Below are 17551 nucleotides of genomic sequence, written 5' to 3' on the forward strand. Positions count from 1 at the left end.
GCCTCAACGCTTCAAAAGCGATTTCAGCTCCCGCCAGGAGCGCGTGTTGATGACGTCTTTCTTGCCGACCCAGCCGCGCCGGGCCTGATCCACGCTGAAACGCATGAAATCGAGCTGATCCGTCGAATGGGCGTCGGTCGAGAGCGCCAGCTTCAGCCCGCGCTCGCGCGCCATGCGGCAATAAACATCGTTGAGATCGAGCCGCTCCGGCTGGCCGTTGACTTCGAAATAGCATCCCCGCTCCAGCGCCGCATCCATCAGCGTCTCCATCTCGACGCGCATGGGATCGCGCTCGCCGATAAGCCGGGAGGTCGGATGCGCCAGAATGGAGAAGGCCGGATGGTCCATGGCGCGGATCAGCCGCTCTGTCTGCTTTGCGGGCGTGAGATCGAAATCGAAATGCACCGCGCAGACGGCGAGATCGAGCTTTTCGAGAATGACATCGGGCAAATCGAGCGAGCCGTCGGCGAGAATGTCGACTTCGGCGGATTTGAGGATCCGGATCCCGCTCAGTTCTTCGTTGAGGCGATCGATCTCATCGAGCTGCTTTTCAAGCCGCGCCTTAGTGAGCCCGTGCGCAATGCGCACATGTTTGGTGTGATCGGTGATCGCGATATAGGCGTAGCCGCGCTTCTTTGCGGCGAGCGCCATCTCGCGGACCGAATGTTTGCCGTCCGTCGCCTTCGTATGGGCGTGCAGATCGCCGCGAATATCGCCGATCTTGACGAGGCTCGGCTGCTTGCCCTTTTCCGCCGCTTCGATTTCTCCCCGGTCTTCGCGCAATTCGGGCAGGATGAAGGGCAGATCGACGGATGCGTAGACATCCTTTTCCGTGCGCCCTGCAACCGATTCCTTGCCTTTGAAAACGCCATATTCATTGACTTTGAGTTTGCGCGCGAGGGCGCGTTTTCGAAGCTTGATGTTGTGCGCTTTCGAGCCGGTGAAATAGATGAGCGCCGCCCCGTAAGAATCCTTCTCCACAATACGGCAATCCACCTGCATGCCGGAGCGCAATCGCACCGTGGAGCGGGTTTTGCCCTTTGAATCGATTTTGCTGATCTCGTCGAAGTCCGTGAAATGATCCATGACTTTTTCAGGACTGGCGCTGGCGACCAGAATATCGAGATCGCCCACCGTTTCCTTGCGCCGGCGAAAGCTTCCGGCGACTGTGATGTCGTTTTTGCGCGCGACCGCGCTTAAATGCTCCACAAGCCGGTCCGCGATCTTTTCGGCGTCGAAAAGCCGGATGCGGTCGTCCTGCGACCGGTCCGCCTTGAAATAGGCGAGAAGTTTTTCCTCCATCTTTTCGCCAAAGCCGGGCAGTTTCTGGAGTTCGCCTTTTTGCGCCGCCTTGCGCAATTCATCCGGCGTGCGGATGTTGAGGTCATCGTAAAGTTGCTTGACGCGTTTGGGCCCGAGCCCCGGCACGCGCGTCAGGTCGGCGAGCCCCGCCGGCACTGACTTTTTCAGATCCTCGAGCGCCTTCAATCGCCCGGTCTTATTAAGTTCGCCGATTTTCTCGGCGAGGTCCTTCCCGATGGTCGGCAGTTTGCTCAGATCCTCGCCGCGCTTGAGCATGTCCGCAGCCTCTTCGGACATGCCGCGCAACATGCGCGCCGCATCGCGATAAGCCCGCACCCGGAAGGGATTGGCGTTATCGATCTCAAGAAGGTCCGCCAGTTGTTCGAAAACGGCGGCGATTTCATCATTGTGCATCATAAGCCCGCACTCGTTTAAAGGCGCGCCGGCCCGGCGAAGGGCCTCTTTATGCATAGCAACATGACGGGCCCGGCAAAAGGTCCCCCGCAGTTTGCGCGTTTAGCGGTAATTCTTCAGCGCCGGGCCAAGCGCCTCTTCTAAAGGACCCAGATAAGGCTCGAACCGCCGCCACTGATCGACGCCGGTCTTGGTGATGGGCTGGCGCACCTGCTCCGAACTCGCCGTGCGGACAGAGCGTTCGGTTTTGTAAAAATCGAGGCAGCCCTGTTCGAAAGGCAGTCCGCAAAAATCAAGGATGCGGCGCACCTGCCCTTCAAGGTCGTCAAGCACGTCTTCATGCTGCACGCGCAAGACCTTGCCCGGCAGAACCGCGTCCCAATGGCGCATCAGCTCGACATAGCCGCGGTAATAGCGGCCGATATTTTCAAGGCCATAGGTGAATTCCTGGCCTTCCGCGAAAAGCTGTTTGAAGCCGCTGAAGCAGCACGCCATGGGTTCGCGGCGCGCATCGATGATCTTGGCGTTCGGCAAGATCAACTGAATAAGCCCGATATGCCGGAAATTATTCGGCATCTTGTCGATGAAAAACGGCGCGCCGGCGCGATGGATGCGCGTGTCTTCAATATATTTCGCGCCCATCTCTGCAAACTTCCGCGCCGTCAGATCATGCAGAATCTTCGGATAATCGGACTCGCCCGATACGCGCCGGCGCCCGCGCAGGCTTTGCGACAAGGAAAGAATGTTCGGGAGCTCAAGCGTACCGTCCACTTGGGAGTGAGACGCTAAAATCTGCTCCAGAAGCGTCGAGCCCGCGCGCGGCAGGCCGACGATGAAAATCGGATCCGGCGCCGGGTCGCCGGCGCCCTTATGTTTTTCGAACAAATCGGGCGTGCAGATTTCCGCCTGCGCTTGCAGCTCTTTGTCCATGTCGCCCGCGCGGTAAGAGCTTTTCAGGCGTTTTAACTCATTGCCGCGGGCGTAATAGGAAAAAGAGGTTTCATAATCGCCGCGATCCTCGAAGGCTTTTCCCAACGCAAAACAAAGGTGATACCGGTCCTGATAAGCGATGTCGCCGCGCGCCTCCTGCTCGCGCATGGCGGCGATCTCTTCATCCGTAAATTTATAGGTCTTGAGGTTGGCGAGGCCGTAATAAGCGTCGCCCTGGCCCGGTTTCGCAGCAAACGCCGCGCGGTAAGACGCGATCGCCTCTTCCCGGCGGCCCCACGTCTTCAGCGCATGGCCGCGCGAGGTCAGCGTCGCCGGATCGTCAGGCAGCAATTCCAGGACATGGTCGAAAAGCGCAAGGGCTTTTTCGAAGTCGCCGGTTTGCAGGCTTTCAATCGCGTAATGGGACTGGAAAAGCGGATTTTCGGGGTCGCGCTCGTAAAGCGCTTTCGCCTGGTCGAGGGCTGCCTGGAATTTCTGCCGCTTGCGCAAAAGCTGGATGTAGTCGAGGCGCAGTTGAATATTGTCTGGCTCAAACTCGATAGCGCTTTCCAGGAGAAAATCCGCGTCGTCGAGCACGCCGAGGCGCGCGCCGATGTCAGCCAGGAGGCGCATCGCCTCCACGTGATGCGGGTGTTGCTGCAGAAAATGGCGGCAAAGATTTTCCGCCTTCAAGAGCTTTCCTTCGTGAATGAAATTCGTGACCGCGAGGAGCTCGCGCGGCAAACCTGCAAGCCGGTCGGCTTGCGCCTTCGCCTGCGCCGCCTCTTCGGCTTTGCCAAGCTGAAGGAGCACGTCGCTTTGCGCGCGCCAGCTCGCCTCAAGCCCGGGATTGGATTGGACCGCGCGGGCATATGCGCTCAGCGCTTTTTCAAACTCGCCCTTTTCACGATGAAGATGGCCTTCCTCCTGAAACCCCCGCCCGAAATCCGGCGCGGCGCGCCTCAGCGCCTCAAGGAGGCTGGCGGCGTCGTCAAAGCGCTTTTCGTAACGGGCGCAAACCGCCGCCATATAAAGGAGATCAGGATGGTCCGGCGCCGTCTTCAAGGCGCCGTTGAGCGCAGCCGCCGCATCGGCGAACCGTCCTTGCGTGATCAGCGCCTGCGCGCTTTTCAACGCCTCCGCAATTTCATTTTCCGTCAAAGCCATCACGCCCGCAGTCTATCATCATTTGCAAAAAGGCGCCCCGCGAAGGGGCGCCTTTCTAAGCCGCTGCAATGGCCGCAGCCTGTTACTCAAAATCCACCGAAACGCGCATGCCGAAGGTGCGCGGCCGGTTGATCGTGATCCGGTAGCGGTCATAACCAAAGAAATTGTTCAGATCTGCCCGCTTGTTCGTCAGGTTGTCGGCGAAGAAATCGAGCCGCCAATTGTCTTTGGAAACGCCCGCGGAGAAATTCACCAGCATGTAGGCGTCCTGTTTCGCGCGGTTGATCTCCACGATGTCGCTCCAGGACGAGCCGGAGTAAGTCACCTGCGGCATGACATAGGCGTTGAGATCGTCGCCGACCGGCCATTCGTAGCGGGCGCGGATATTGCCCTGGAAGGCCGGCGCGTGGGCGAGATCGCTGCCCACCGGCGCGATCGCCGTCGTCGCGGTGAGGATCTCCTCGATCTCCGTATCGAGCACCGAGAAAGCGCCCGCAATGGTAAGGCCTTCGACCTGATAAGGCGCCCAGATAAAGTCGCCTTCGACGCCTTTCACCTGCGCGTTCGCCGCATTATCCGAGAAGAACAGGTTGACGATGTTCGGGTCGAAGATCGTCGTCTGCAGATTGTCGATATTCATGATGAAGGCGTTGCCGTTCAGCTGCAGCGTGCTGTCGAACAGCGTCGTCTTCCAGCCGACTTCCCAGTTGGTGAGGTCGTCCGTTTCCACAAGGCCCGGCACGATGCCGCCTGCGCCCGCCGGGCGGTTGAGAAGCGGCGGACGGAAACCTTCGGAATAGGTGAAGTAGAAGAGAAGATTGTCCGTCGGCGTGAAGGTGAGATTGCCTTTGAAGATGACGCCGTCAGCGCTGCCTTCGTCAGGCAGGTCAACCGTTTCGCCGTCGATGACAACGGAACTCGTCCCGTCATAGAGCGCCGTCAGATTGGCGCCGCCAAGTTGAGAGTCTTCCTCAATACCCTTGTTGTAGAAGGAAGAGTTTGCCGACCCTTCAAGATCAACGCTGATGTCATACCAGCGAATGCCGCCGGTCACCGCGAGCAGATCGGGCACGACCTCGAACGTCGCCTCGCCGAATAGGGCGAATTGCTCATCGGTGCGCGTAATGTCGTTGCGGAAAATGACGCCTTCCGGGAACGGGCCCGGATCGGTGACGAGCGAACCCGGCAGCGGGAAATTCGGCGCAAAGCCCACGCCGGTAGGCGTCGCGCCTGCTGGCGTAAAGGGACCGACGCCGGTGGCGAGGATCGAACCCGGATAGGTGAAGTCGTTGCGCTCTTCGATTTTCTGGTCGCTGTAAAAGCCGCCGAAAGTTGCGTAAATGCGCTTGTCTTGCGGCGTGTTGAAGCGCAGCTCCTGCGTGAACACCGTCGTGTTGGTGAGCGAATTCACATAAAGGTTCGGCGCCTGACAATTGCCGCTGGGCGCGGCCATGCCGGGATAAGTCACCGACGCGTCGCAGATGTAATAGGGAAGATACTGGCCGACAAAGAGATAGTCGGAATAATCGACGGTTTGTTCAGTATTGCGGTCCAGATAAGCGCCGGTATAGAGCGCTTCGAGCGCGCCAAGGCGGCCTTCGAGCGTCCAGGCGGTCGAGCCGTAGCTGTCGTCCAGTTCATCATCGGAAAAACGCTGGATCGAAAGCTGATCGGGATCCGGCAGTTCCGGATCGTAGGAAAACACGCCGTCGGATTCGATGCGCTGGCGCGCGTGGCTTGCGGTCAGGCGCCAGTCGTCGTTGAACTCGTAAAGCGCGGCGATCCGGAAACCGAGATAATCGGTGTCGTTGAAATCGTCTTCGACATATTCAAGATTGTCGGCTTCAATGAAATTGACGCCGGAAAGATCGGCGCCCGCCTGGAAACCATTCTGCGAAGAGTCAACAACAACGCCATTGCGGCGCACCGTGCCCGCCGGCCGGAAACGGCCGGATTCGGACGCGTCACGCGTGCCTGGAACATTGTCAATAAAACCGCCGCGCTGGTCGGAATAAAAGACGCCGCGCAAGGCCAGACGATCCGTCACCGGAAGATTGACGACGCCTTCGACTTTATTCGACATCTCTCCACCTTCGGTGAAGGAAACGCCGGCGCTCAAATGCGCGGAAAAGCCGTCAAGATTCGGTTTGTTGGTGATGAGGCGGATGGTGCCGGCTTGCGAGCTAGAGCCGAAGAGCGTGCCTTGCGGCCCGGAGAGCACTTCGACACGCTCAAGATCGACGGCGTAGACATCGAGATTGCGGCCGACCTGCGTCACTGGCTGTTCGTCAAGATAGAGCGCAACGTTCGGCGCCAGACCGGCGACGCCGGCGACGGTCAAAGTCGGCGTGGAGGACGCGACGCCGCGAATATAAATCGTGCCCTGTCCCGGTCCGCTGCCGCCGGCGGTGACCCCGGGAAGCTGCTGCAAATAATCAGTGAAAACATCGACATCGAGCTGATCAAGCGATTCCTCGCCCAAGGCCTGAACCGCAATCGGAATATCTTGCGCGCTTTCCGTGCGCTTCGTGGCGGTAACCACGATCTGGTCAACCTGGGCGTGAACCGCGGTGGCGGATAATACGGTGGAAACGGCGATCAACGACGCGCCGGTCAAATAATGTTTCACGGGCAACCCCTCGGATATTTGCGTCCGCACTTAGCTCGCGGACTTTAAGCGCCGGGAGGCGAAGACGCGGGATAGCGCCTCAACGCGAACTCATTCCGGCAAATTCATGGTGATGCGAGGGTTATAAAGAATATTTTGAAAAACGAAACAAGGGGCAAGGGCAGCTCTTCGCAACCACAAATAAAAGGCTGATTTTCCAATGCTTTTTCAAAAAACAACGTTGCATAAAGAACACAGTCTCTATTTTTATTAGATTTTCGATAAACAGCCGCGCCGCTCCCTTCGCGCGGCGAGCGTCCCATAAAAAGCAGCCGCCAGCTCCGTTTTCGCGGACGCCGGCGGCTGTAAGAATTAGACGCTGTTTTTAGTCCTTAGAAGTTCACTCTTGCGCCAACCACAAAGCGCCGGCCAAGAACGTCGAACAGGGCGGGATTGGCCTGCACCGAATAGCCCCAGAACGCGCTGTAATAAGGCGTCACCGGCGGGTCCTGATCGAGCAGGTTGGTCATTGTGCCGTAAAACTCAATCCCCGACCCGCTGTCGAACTCATGCCGGTAGGTCAAGCCGAGATCGAGATAGAACGCGCTGTCGACATGATTGCTGCCGATATCGACGCCTTCCTCGAGGCTGTTCTCGGTTGTGCCGCTGCCGATATAGCGCCCTTGCAGGAACGAGGTGAACGGCCCGTTCGCGTAAGTCACGTTGGTCGTGAATTTGAACTCCGGCAGGGCATAGGCGATGCCGTCCGATTGTTGAATGCCCGTCTGCCCCGCTCGGTCGATCTTGTTAGTGCCGGCAAGGGTTTCGGAATTTTCATCGAGCCATGTGCCGAAAAAACGCCAGCTGAGCGACTCATCCCCGCCGAACAGGCTGACATCGCGCTGGTAAGAGGTTTCCAGATCGATGCCGCTGATCTTGGCCTGATCGACATTGACGAAGACGTCGCCAATGAGAACGATCCGGTCCGTCACCGTATCGCGGGAAATCAGATCGCAAAGATCGACAGCGCCCTCTTCACAACGGTCGGCAACAGCCTGCACGCCGAGCTGGCCGATCGCATCGTCGATCTTCACCTGATACCAGTCCATTGAGAGCGAGAAGCCTTCGACAAAAGACGGCTGATAAACGAAACCGACCGTGATCGTGTCGGCTTTTTCCGGAGAGACTTCCGGGTTGCCGCCTGTGAAGAACGTCACATTGATGACGCCGTCGCCGGGATAGCGCGGATCGGTGAGCGTCCCCGACCCGCCGGTTTTGTCGAACCGCTCGGACAGATTGGCCGCGCGCACGTCGCGCGAATAGGTGCCGCGCAGGCGGAAATCTTCCGTCATCTGCCAGTCAAGGCCGCCTTTCCAGGCCCAGATGCTTCCCGACCCGGTGTAATCGGCCCAGCGGGCCGCGCCGTGCAGCGTGACCTGCTCCATCAGAGGCTGATCCGCAATCAGCGGCACGAGCAATTCGGTGAAACCTTCAGTAACCTTGATCTTGCCGTTGATGTTCGAGACTTTCGAATATTGAAGTCCGACCGTGTTGCCGCAGTCCGGCGCGCTGACCCCGCGCAGACCGGCGGCGATCGCTTCGGGATCGGAATTGCAAAGCACGGGATGGCCGTCTTCATGATCGGACGGCGGATTGGTCGGATCGCGAACGATCTGCCGGATCTTCTCCTGCCGGTGCGACATGCCGATCGCCATGGAGATCGGGCCGGCGCCCCAGCCTTCATAGACTTCACCGTTCGCCGACAGCTCGAAGAGATGCTGGCGCATATTGGTGATGTTCACCTTCGCTTCCTGCGTGGTGTAAGTGTCCATCAAACCGAGATCATAGCCCGTGTCCGCGAAAAAGAGCGGCGTGGTGATTGTCTCACCCGGTTCATAGCCGACAACCCAGTCGACCGCTTCGGGCGAGGCGTTGCCCCGGCCGAAAAGATTGAGCGGTTCGCAGCCTTCGAAATAATCGTTGAAGAGCGACGTCCGGCAAACGATTTCATTGGTTACCGGATCGCGAACCGCGTCCACCGCAGCGTGGATGCGGTCGACACGCAGGCCCACCTGATACCATTTCCGGGTGTTGCGGCCATATTGGTAATAGCCGTCAACGGCCCAGTCATTCAGGAAGCCGCCATTCTCAATTTGCCAGTTGAACCCGCTGGTGATCGAGTGAAGCACGCTGTCGTCAGAGATGCGCATGTCGGCGCCGATATCCTGCAGGCTGCCCATGCGCTTGAAGGTGAACGACTCGATGTCCTCGTCCATCATGGTCTGCCGGACATCGTCAGGAAGAAAGGCATTGTCCTGGAAGATCGTGATCGCCGTCGGCGTGCCGTGCAACGACCCGCGCGGATAGTTGTATGTCGATGTCTTGTTCTGTCCACGGATATATTGCGCGAAGACCGTGAAATTATCCGCAGCTTCATAATCGGCGTAAGCGAAAATATTGTTGCGGTCGACATCCGGATAGAGCGACGGCGCCTCCGCGCCGAGATCGTCGCCGCTGCCGCCATTCGCAATGGAGTGCCGCGCCGGCGGAATGCCGAAGGGAAACTGCGAGGGCGAGCCGGTCACAAAAGGCTGAATGCCTGAGCCGTCAGACAGGAATTTCGACTGATCGAGCGAGGTCCCCGGCGCAACGATAAGGCCGTCAAAACTGGAATTACGGGAGACGACGTTCGGATAGAGCTGCGGAACGCCGCCCGCATCGTTGATAAGGCCCCAGCCCTGATACCAGTCGCGGTCTTCATAGCTGAAGACGCCGTCCTGCGCGAACAACTCGCCGGAGACCAGAATATGGCCCCGATCGCCGACATCCGCGCCGAAGGAAGCGGAAATTTCATAATTGTCGCTGTCGCCGCGGGTTGTTGAGCCCCACTGGGCGTGAGCCTGGCCGCCGGTGAAATCGGTGTCGAGAATGAAGTTGGTGACGCCGGCCACCGCGTCGGTGCCGTAAGCGGCCGACGCGCCGCCGGTCACGGTCTCCACCCGGCTGATCATGGCTTCCGGGAACGCATTGATGTCGACGCCGCCGAACGCCGTCGACGAAATCATCCGCCGGCCGTTGAGCAGGGTCAGCGTTCGGTTGATGCCCAGCCCGCGCATATTGAGGTTGCCGTAGCCGCCGCGCAGAAACCAGCTCTGCGGTGAGTTCGGCGTCTGGTTGTCGAAAAATTGCGGCAACTGGCTGACGCCTTCAATGATGTTGCCCGGCGCCATGGTCTGCAGCATGTCCGCATCGACCGCCGTCACGGGAACCGGCGTCTGCATGCCGGTCTGGCTGATCCGCGTGCCCGTCACCATGACTACGTCGTCGGCGTCCCCCGCTTCATCCTGCGCAAACGCCGGCATGGCGTTCAGTCCCAGGACGGCGCAAGCCAGGCAATAAGGCAGCTTATGGCCCCTGCCCGCCGCCTTTGTCGTTTTCGCTTTGCAATTGCTCATTTGTTCCTCCCATCGCAAAGTTGATTTGTTGTTCTTGTTTTTATTCGTCGCGCTTTCAGCGGACCGGTCCCGGCTGTCATTCAGGGCTGCAATCCATTTTCCGCGTGATATTGCTTCCAAAGCGAGATCAGCGCTTTCAGGCGCTGAGGCTCGGCTTCGCTCAAATCGCTTTGTTCTTGCGGGTCGTCCGCCAGATTGAAGAGCGCCCAGGTCGCGTCATCGCCTTCGGCCGCATCCCACACGAGCTTCCATTCGCCCTGACGGATGGCGCGGTGACCGAACAACTCCCAGCCGACATAGCCGGAGGCGTCGTGAACCGGCGTTTCAGCATTTTTGAGCGCCGGCAACATGGAGCGGCCCTTTACGGGCAGTATCGGCCGGCCTTCATAGGTTTCTTGAGGATGCTCCGCGCCCGCCAGATCCAGCAGCGTCGGCAGCAAGTCCATGACGGTGCTGAATTGATCATTGCGCCCGCCGCCTTCGACATGGCCCGGATGATAGGCGAAAGCCGGCACATGAATGCCGCCTTCAAAGCCGGTGCCCTTGGCGCGGTAAAACGCTGTCGAACTCGCGCGCGCCCAATTCGGCCCGTACATCACATAGGAATCGCCGTTGCCGAGATTTTCGTAGGAATTATCGCAGCATTCCGCGACCCAATCGGAGAGCGGCGCGGCCAGATCGCGACGCTGCGCTTCCGGACCGTTGTCCGACATGAAGAAAATAAACGTGTTGTCGAATTCGCCGGTGGATTTCAGATAATCGATGACCTTGCCGATATAGGAATCGAGATCGCTGACCATCGCGGCATAGATTTCCATCTTCCGCGATTCGATTCGCTGCTGTTTTTCCGTTAAGTCATTCCATGCCGGCTGGCCGGCGACCGGCGGCAATCCCGGCGCGTCCTCGGGAATAAAGCCCAGCGCCTTCATTTTTTCGAAACGCCGCCTGTAGAGCGCCTCATATCCGTCGTCATACTGGCCGGAGAATTTTTCGATGCTCTCGCGCGGCGCCTGCAAAGGCCAGTGCGGCGCCGTGTAAGCGAGATAAGCGAAAAACGGCTTCTCATCTTCGCGGCCGCTCTCGATGTAATCGATCATGCGGTTCGTATAAAAACGCGTCGTATAAAAATCCTCGCCGACCGTGACGAGTTCGTCGCCGTCACGGTAAGGCGCAAGACCCGGACCGTTCCAGGAGAGCCCGCCGAGATGGCTGGCCCCGTCAATGGAGATGAAGGATTTTTCAAAACCGCGCGCGCGGGGCCCGGTTTCAACCGTGTCGCCGAGATGCCATTTGCCGGCCATATAAGTGTGGTAGCCGGCGTCTTTCATCAGGTTCGCAAGACTAGCGACCCGAAAGTTCAGATAGCCTTCATAGCCGGGCTCGCCCTGTTGGACAGGATTGGACGGACGTCCCATAACGCCAAGCCCCGCCAGATGGCTGTCCGTCCCGGACATCAACATCGCCCGGGTCGGCGAGCAGGCCATGTTGGCGTAGAAATTCGTCAGGAGCACGCCCTTGCGCGCCAGCGAATCGATATTGGGCGTCGGAATTTCACTGCCGAAAATGCTAAGATCGGCATATCCAAGATCGTCTGCGACAATAAGCAGTATGTTCGGCCGCGGCGTTTCCGCCGCAAACTCTGTCGACGGATCACCCCCAGCGGATTGTTCGCCGGTCTGCTGACAACTCGCGACAAAAGCCGCAAGACAACATGCGACCAAACGTATGCCATTTGCTCGAGACAGAGCGCCCCTCCCCAATGTCGTCTGGCGCGATTTTTTCGCGCTCTTGACAATTCATGATGTTTAGACCCGCCCATTGCAGCGCAGCCGACAGCATTCAGGCGAAGCCACGGGCTTGGCCTGCGAAACATCTCTCCCCTTACGTGCATTCGGAAAGCAAACCGCCAGCTCTGTCAGCGCCGGCTGTTTGTCGTGATAAAGCCCAGTCCCCAGCTCGCCCCGATTTACATGGATGGCCAAAGTGAAGCAGAAACGCCTTCCTGCGTTTCAAAACGCCGCATCAATATGAGGCCATCCAAAATATGAACCTGAATATATATTATGATTTCATGTTTTAACTGTCAAGCAAGGAAAGCCCCGGCCCGATGATGGATAAACTCAGCCGCTCGCCTCAGCAGGAAAGGAGCCGCCTCACCACGAAACGGTTCGTCGAGGCTGCGCTCAAACTTTTGGAAAAACAGACTTATGCGGAGCTGTCTTTGGTCGACCTGGCGAAAACCGCGAAACGCTCCGTCGGCACCTTTTACCAGCGTTTCGGCAGCAAGGACGAGTTCTTGAAGATCCTGCTTACGGACTTCCTTGAAGCCAGCATCGAGGAAGGGGTTGAAAAATGGCGGGGGAGAACGCCCAAGGACATCTTGCTCCTCTTTCTGAGCGACACTTATGAGCATGTGCGCCGGAACCGCAATCTCTGGCACGCCGCCCTCGAGCGCTCGGCCGCGCAACCGGATTTCTGGTCCAATTTTACTGATCTGCGCATGCAGCGACTGACGCTTGCCGTCGAAGCAATGGAGGAGAGCCGCGGCAAAAAACTCAGCCCCGCCGAGTATCGCCGCCTCACCGTCGCCATTCAGGTGTTCAACAGCGTCGTCAACAACCAGGTGATCAACAGTCCGGGGCCCTTGTCGCTTGATGACGATAAATTTCTTCCGACCATGACAAAAATCGCCCTGGATGTGGCCGGCTTCGGCAAATAGCGCATCCTTCGGCGCGCCGCCGCAAGCGCCTGCGGCGATGAAACGGCCAGGCGCCGCCGATGCTTCCAGCAATCGCGCTGAAAACGCCTTTTCATGCGCCCGCCTCGTTTCATCACTTGCACTGTGACGGTAAAACGTAACGGCGATGATTTCGCAGACGCCGTTTTCAATCTCGCAGCCATGGAAAACCGCTGGCAGGGCCCAATCCGGCCGGAACGCGGATGACATCTCGTGCAGGTGACGGCGAAAAGCGAATCCCGCACGCCGATGCTGGAGGACGTCCGCGCGGAGGTCGAAGACATGGAGGAACTCTATTCCACATGGGGTGGCAAATGCTTATTATATCTTTCTGTATACGAAGTATATTGCCACGCTTAGCTTACGACAAGCCACCGCCCGCCTTCGCCATCGCCGCCGGATGAGGCGCCCCCTAGGGTGGTAGCGGGAGTGATCGACAAGCCCCGTTCGCGCCCCGCCAATGATGAATGACGTCAGGAAGCGACCCGGCCTTCCGTCTTTCCCCTTGGACGCCGCCCGTCCGTCTCGGCTGGCCCGTGATGGAACAGAATTTTTGCGCGAAATGCGGCGCACGCCGCCGCAAAGGCGGTATCTAGGACGGTCGAAAAGAGCGCCTGCGCGCGTAAAACGTCTCGGTCGGAGGAAACCCGTTATGTCTTATGCCGAAATTCACCCGAACTGGGAGACCCTGTCTTCCGACATGCTGGACGGCTATTCTCTGGAGATCACCGCCAAGGACGTCCCGTCGCTGCGCGAAGCCGCGCCCATGATCGCCCCGCAAACGCCCATCGCCGTCACTTTCCTGCCCGGCGAAGAGATGGAAGACCGCATCAATGCGGTGAAGGCGGTGCGCGAGCTTGGCTTCGAACCGATGCCTCATGTGTCGGCCCGGCGCATCCAATCGCAGGCGATCCTTGAAAACATGCTCGAGCACGTGACGGGCGAATCCGGCGTCAAACGGATCTTCCTCATCGCCGGCGACCCGCCGCAACCGGAAGGCCCCTTCGCCGATTCGCTCCAGATCATCAGAACCGGCCTGCTTGAAAAAAACGGCATCAAGGCGATCGGCATCGCCGGCCATCCCGAAGGCCATCCCAATGTCTCAAGAGACGACCTTTGGGTCTGGATGGAAAACAAGATCGCCGAAATCCGCGACCGCGGCATGTTGCCCATCATCGTCACCCAGTTCGGCTTTTCCGCCGATCCGTTCCTTGAGTGGCTCGAAGAAATGCGCGCGCGCGGCATTGACGCGCCGGTGCGCATCGGCGTGCCGGGCCCCGCCGGCATCAAGCGCCTGCTCGGCTTCGCCGCGCGCTGCGGCGTCGGCGCCTCGGCGGCGGTGATGGCGAAGTACGGCGTCTCGCTGACGAAACTGATGGGCACGGCCGGCCCGGACAAGCTGGTCGGCGCCATCGAAGACGGGCTCGACTTCAAAAAACACGGGCGCGTCCGGCTGCACTTTTATCCGTTCGGCGGCCTTTCGAAGACTCTGGAATGGATTCACGAACATGAGAAAAAACGCGGCCTAACATAAGCAGGCCGCGGCGCCAGCTTCAACAAAGCGGCGAACCGCGGTAAAATGGCCATCGGATAAGGCCTGAACTGCACAGAAAAGGATGGCGGCGTTATGGCTCCTTTGCGATCCCGGATGGATTTGAAAGCGGCGGGACTGGGGCTTGCTTTTGCGGCGATGATCTCCAGCGCTTTTGCAGCGAGCGAGACGAAAGCCGACGCGCAGGCGCCGAGTCTTACAGACGAACAGGTTGAAAGCGCCCGGGATCTGTTCCGGACCTGGTCCTGCGCCAGCTGTCACAAGCTGGCGGACGCGCAAGCCATGGGGCCCATCGGTCCGTCGCTCGATAACAACCCCAATCTCACTTATGAATATGTCGTCAGCCGCATCACCAACGGTCAAGGCGCCATGCCGCCTTTCGGCGGCCAGTTGACCGAAAAGGAAATCGCCGACCTCTCCGCCTACATCATGCAGGTCGCGAAGAAATAAGCCTCAGCGCTCACTGATCCGGATTGCCGCCGACCTGCGCGAAGTAATTCGTCACGCCGTCCGGATCGTTGAGCCAGACAAAACGCAAGTCAAAGCCCGGCAGACTCCCGAGCGGCGTTTCCACCGTGACGTCGCGCGCTTTCGCCGTCGCATCGACGGCATCGACGTCGCTCACCACATATTGCACGCCGGCGCTGCCCGTATCGGCCGGCAAATCCTCGCCCGCCGACCAGACATTGATGGTCGTCGCGCCATTGCGATACGGGTATTTCGTCACGCCGAGCAGCTTGTCCTCAACCGGCGGCAATTCATCGAGCCCGACAAAATCGCGGTAAAAGCCGCGGCTCGCCTCGAGATCAGACGCATTGACGCCGACTTCGACCTTTTCATAGGTCTCCCGCGGCGCGTCCGGTTCAACCACAAGCTTCAAGGTAAAGCCGCCCGGATCTTCGACCAGCGCGGCGCGCGCGCCGCCGCCGATATCCGTGAATTGCGGCGCGTCATAGCCATGCTCTTCAAAGCGGGCGGCAAGCGCGGCTTCGTCGGGGAAAAACAGCGTGAAAAGGCGAATGCCCGTGCCGTCCTTGACGCCGCCGAGATGATATTGCCGGCCTTCTTTCAGACCCGAAGCGAGCTTGATCTGGGCGCCGCCGATCTTGAACAGGATCATCTGCATGCCGCCGCCAAGATCGATCGGCTGCAGGGGGGCGAGATCCAGCACTTCGTCGTAAAATGCGACCATCTTTTCGCGATCTTCGGGAACGAAGCGCCGATAGACATTCATCGAATCCTGACTGATCACGGAGCGCACGGAACTCGTCGTTTCGGCTTTTTCCGCCGCAGGCTCTTCAGCGAAAGCCGACGGCGCCATCAGGGACAATCCGAGAAACAGGGCCGTCTTGAACCGCATCGGCATGACATCTCTCCACTTTATTCCGGCCCGCTTTATTATTCCGGCAAGGCGTAAACAACGAGGGATTCGTTGTTCAGCGGCTTGCCGTCGGGCCCGCGCGCGCCGACGCCGAAACTGGCCGCCATCACCGCCACATATTGCCGGCCGTCCTCGCCGAGATAGGTAATCGGCACGGCCTGCGCGTGATTATCGAGCGTCGCAGTCCACAACTCTTCGCCGGTCTTTGAATCGAAAGCGCGGAAACGATGGTCGCTCGTGGCGCCGATAAAGACGAGCCCGCCGGCCGTCACGATCGGCCCGCCGAACGTGTTGTTCGCGCCCGTCGCCCATTTGTCTTCAGGCAGCCCTTCGCTGACGCCAAGCCGCGTCTCCCAGGCGATTTCGCCGGTATTGGCGTCGATGGCGAAGAGGCGTCCCCAGGGCGGCTTGATGCAGGGCAAGGTCACTTCCTCGCCGTCTTCATTCGTGAAACTGGCCCTGAAGCCCGTATAGGCGCCGGGCCCGGAGAGGCTGGCGCGGTCATAGGCTTGCGTAGAGCCCCCCGTGCCGCGGCCGTAATCGGCGCCTTCCTTGCGCTTTTCGATAAAGCCGATGCTGCCGCCGGTGCTGGAATTGACATAGACATAACCGGTCGTCGGATCCGCTGCGCCGCCGCCCCAGTTGGAGCCGCCATTTTGCGGGATGTTGATCGACGCCTTCAGCGGTTTGCCTTCCTCGTAAAGAAAAAAGGGCGTGAACGCGCCGGCGTTGAAGAACGTCCCGCCATAACTTTCGAGCAATGCATGACAGGCCGCGACATGCTCTTCATTCGTGTCTTCGGGCGTCACGATGTCGTCCGGCGTCCAGTCGCTGCGCGACAAGCGCGGCGGCTTTATCGGAAAGGGCTGCGTCGGAGAATACCATTCGCCGGGAACGTCGGCTGAGGCGACGGGCCGTTCTTCAACGCCGAAAACCGGTTCGCCGGTGTGACGGTTGAGAATGTACATGAAGGCGGCCTTGCCGGTTTCCGCAAGCGCCGGGATCGTCTTCCCGTCGACTTCGATATCGACCAGCACAGGCGGCGCCGGCAGATCCGAATCCCACAGATCGTGATGGATCGTCTGGAAGTGCCATTTATACTCGCCGGTCAGCGCATCCACCGCCACGACGGAATTGCCGAACAGATTGTCGCCGGGCCGGTCGCCGCCATAATAGTTCGCAGACGGACCGCCGACCGACATATAGAGCGTGTCGGTTTCCTCATCGACGGTCATGTACCAGATCCAGACATTGGTGCCGGACCGCCCCTTCCAGCCGTCGTCAAGCCATGTTTCATGACCGATTTCGCCGGGGCGCGGCACGGTGTGAAACGTCCAGAGCTTTTCGCCGGTGCGCGCGTCGAAGGCGCGCGTGTCGCCCGGGTCGCCGATCTGCATTTCCGAGGTGTTGGCGCCGATGATGAGCACGTTTTTGTAAACGGTCGGCGGCGAATTGTAGGCCACGTCCAGTTCGATGGCGCCGTCCTCGCCGAACCTCTCATCGGTCTCGCCGGTCTGCGGATTGAGCGCGACAATGGTCTTGCCGGTCGAATAAAAGAGGCGCGCGCCATAGTCGTCGTCGCCGGGCCAGTAAGAGACGCTCCGCCGCGCCAGGCCGCCGGAGACGGGGTGACGCCAGATTTCCGCGCCGACATCTGCTTCAAGCGCGACGACGGCGTCGCCGATAGGCAGATAGAGCACATTATCGATGACGATGGGCGTTGCGGAGCTGACAAGCATGCCGCCGCCTTCGGGCTTCACGCGGAAAGACCAGGCTTCAGTCAGCCTGGAAACGTTCTCCGTATTGATCTCATCGAGCGGGGAATACCGCGTGCCTTCAAGATTGCCGGCGTAACGCGGCCAGTCGCCTGTTTCGAGCGACGGCCCCCCGGAATTGGCGCAGGCGCCGAGCATCATCACTGCGGCGGCTGAAACCGATGCATTTCGAAATCCCATGCAAGACCCTTCCCGGACTCGACTTTAATCATGGGGCGCGGGGGCCCTTA

The 17551-nt window shown here is 59.5% G+C and carries 10 protein-coding genes; 3 read left to right on the plus strand and 7 right to left on the minus strand.

Annotated elements, in window-relative coordinates; translation table 11 throughout:
* Nucleotides 1–3 precede the first annotated feature (3 nt).
* From polX to CW354_RS01395, 5 genes are all read right to left on the minus strand, one after another.
* Entirely contained in the window at nucleotides 4–1719 is a 1716-nt protein-coding gene (gene polX / locus CW354_RS01375) for a DNA polymerase/3'-5' exonuclease PolX (protein ID WP_207764608.1), read from the minus strand.
* Nucleotides 1720–1818: 99 nt separating this feature from the next.
* Entirely contained in the window at nucleotides 1819–3813 is a 1995-nt protein-coding gene (locus CW354_RS01380; protein WP_104828253.1) for a tetratricopeptide repeat-containing sulfotransferase family protein, read from the minus strand.
* 82 nt (nucleotides 3814–3895) lie between these two features.
* The gene (locus tag CW354_RS01385) at nucleotides 3896–6442 is read right to left on the minus strand and encodes a TonB-dependent receptor (RefSeq protein WP_104828475.1); all 2547 of its coding nucleotides are present in this window, start codon (nucleotides 6440–6442) and stop codon (nucleotides 3896–3898) included.
* 371 nt (nucleotides 6443–6813) lie between these two features.
* Nucleotides 6814–9876, minus strand: coding sequence for a TonB-dependent receptor plug domain-containing protein (locus CW354_RS01390; protein ID WP_133162110.1), 3063 nt, complete (start codon nucleotides 9874–9876; stop codon nucleotides 6814–6816).
* Nucleotides 9877–9956: 80 nt separating this feature from the next.
* Entirely contained in the window at nucleotides 9957–11597 is a 1641-nt protein-coding gene (locus tag CW354_RS01395; protein ID WP_165793468.1) for an arylsulfatase, read from the minus strand.
* A gap of 386 nt (nucleotides 11598–11983) precedes the next feature.
* Here CW354_RS01395 and CW354_RS01400 point away from each other — a divergent pair, with 386 nt between their 5' ends.
* The 3 genes from CW354_RS01400 to CW354_RS01410 all read left to right on the plus strand — a co-directional run bounded on the left by CW354_RS01400 (nucleotide 11984) and on the right by CW354_RS01410 (nucleotide 14615).
* Nucleotides 11984–12595 carry a TetR/AcrR family transcriptional regulator gene (locus tag CW354_RS01400; protein ID WP_104828256.1) on the plus strand — a complete coding sequence of 204 codons (612 nt, stop codon included), beginning with the start codon at nucleotides 11984–11986 and terminating at the stop codon, nucleotides 12593–12595.
* Between the two features lie 670 nt (nucleotides 12596–13265).
* Nucleotides 13266–14147 carry a methylenetetrahydrofolate reductase gene (locus CW354_RS01405; RefSeq protein WP_104828257.1) on the plus strand — a complete coding sequence of 294 codons (882 nt, stop codon included), beginning with the start codon at nucleotides 13266–13268 and terminating at the stop codon, nucleotides 14145–14147.
* Between the two features lie 93 nt (nucleotides 14148–14240).
* Nucleotides 14241–14615, plus strand: a complete 375-nt coding sequence (locus tag CW354_RS01410; RefSeq protein WP_104828258.1) for a c-type cytochrome — start codon at nucleotides 14241–14243, stop codon at nucleotides 14613–14615.
* A 10-nt stretch (nucleotides 14616–14625) separates the two neighbouring features.
* Here the strand turns inward: CW354_RS01410 and CW354_RS01415 are convergent, their stop codons facing one another.
* Both CW354_RS01415 and CW354_RS01420 read right to left on the minus strand, forming a co-directional pair.
* Nucleotides 14626–15531 carry a VOC family protein gene (locus tag CW354_RS01415; RefSeq protein WP_104828259.1) on the minus strand — a complete coding sequence of 302 codons (906 nt, stop codon included), beginning with the start codon at nucleotides 15529–15531 and terminating at the stop codon, nucleotides 14626–14628.
* A gap of 32 nt (nucleotides 15532–15563) precedes the next feature.
* Nucleotides 15564–17501, minus strand: coding sequence for an outer membrane protein assembly factor BamB family protein (locus CW354_RS01420; RefSeq protein WP_104828260.1), 1938 nt, complete (start codon nucleotides 17499–17501; stop codon nucleotides 15564–15566).
* Between the last annotated feature and the right edge of the window lie 50 nt (nucleotides 17502–17551).

Origin of the sequence: Hyphococcus luteus (assembly GCF_002943565.1) — a bacterium.
Lineage (GTDB): Bacteria > Pseudomonadota > Alphaproteobacteria > Caulobacterales > Parvularculaceae > Hyphococcus > Hyphococcus luteus.

What these genes read in the sequence shown, in the direction of transcription:
- polX (WP_207764608.1), bottom strand. Translation starts at nt 1,719, where the DNA reads ATGATGCACAATGATGAAATCGCCGCCGTTTTCGAACAACTGGCGGAC.
- CW354_RS01380 (WP_104828253.1), bottom strand. Translation starts at nt 3,813, where the DNA reads ATGGCTTTGACGGAAAATGAAATTGCGGAGGCGTTGAAAAGCGCGCAG.
- CW354_RS01390 (WP_133162110.1), bottom strand. Translation starts at nt 9,876, where the DNA reads ATGAGCAATTGCAAAGCGAAAACGACAAAGGCGGCGGGCAGGGGCCAT.
- CW354_RS01400 (WP_104828256.1), top strand. Translation starts at nt 11,984, where the DNA reads ATGATGGATAAACTCAGCCGCTCGCCTCAGCAGGAAAGGAGCCGCCTC.
- CW354_RS01405 (WP_104828257.1), top strand. Translation starts at nt 13,266, where the DNA reads ATGTCTTATGCCGAAATTCACCCGAACTGGGAGACCCTGTCTTCCGAC.
- CW354_RS01410 (WP_104828258.1), top strand. Translation starts at nt 14,241, where the DNA reads ATGGCTCCTTTGCGATCCCGGATGGATTTGAAAGCGGCGGGACTGGGG.
- CW354_RS01415 (WP_104828259.1), bottom strand. Translation starts at nt 15,531, where the DNA reads ATGCCGATGCGGTTCAAGACGGCCCTGTTTCTCGGATTGTCCCTGATG.
- CW354_RS01420 (WP_104828260.1), bottom strand. Translation starts at nt 17,501, where the DNA reads ATGGGATTTCGAAATGCATCGGTTTCAGCCGCCGCAGTGATGATGCTC.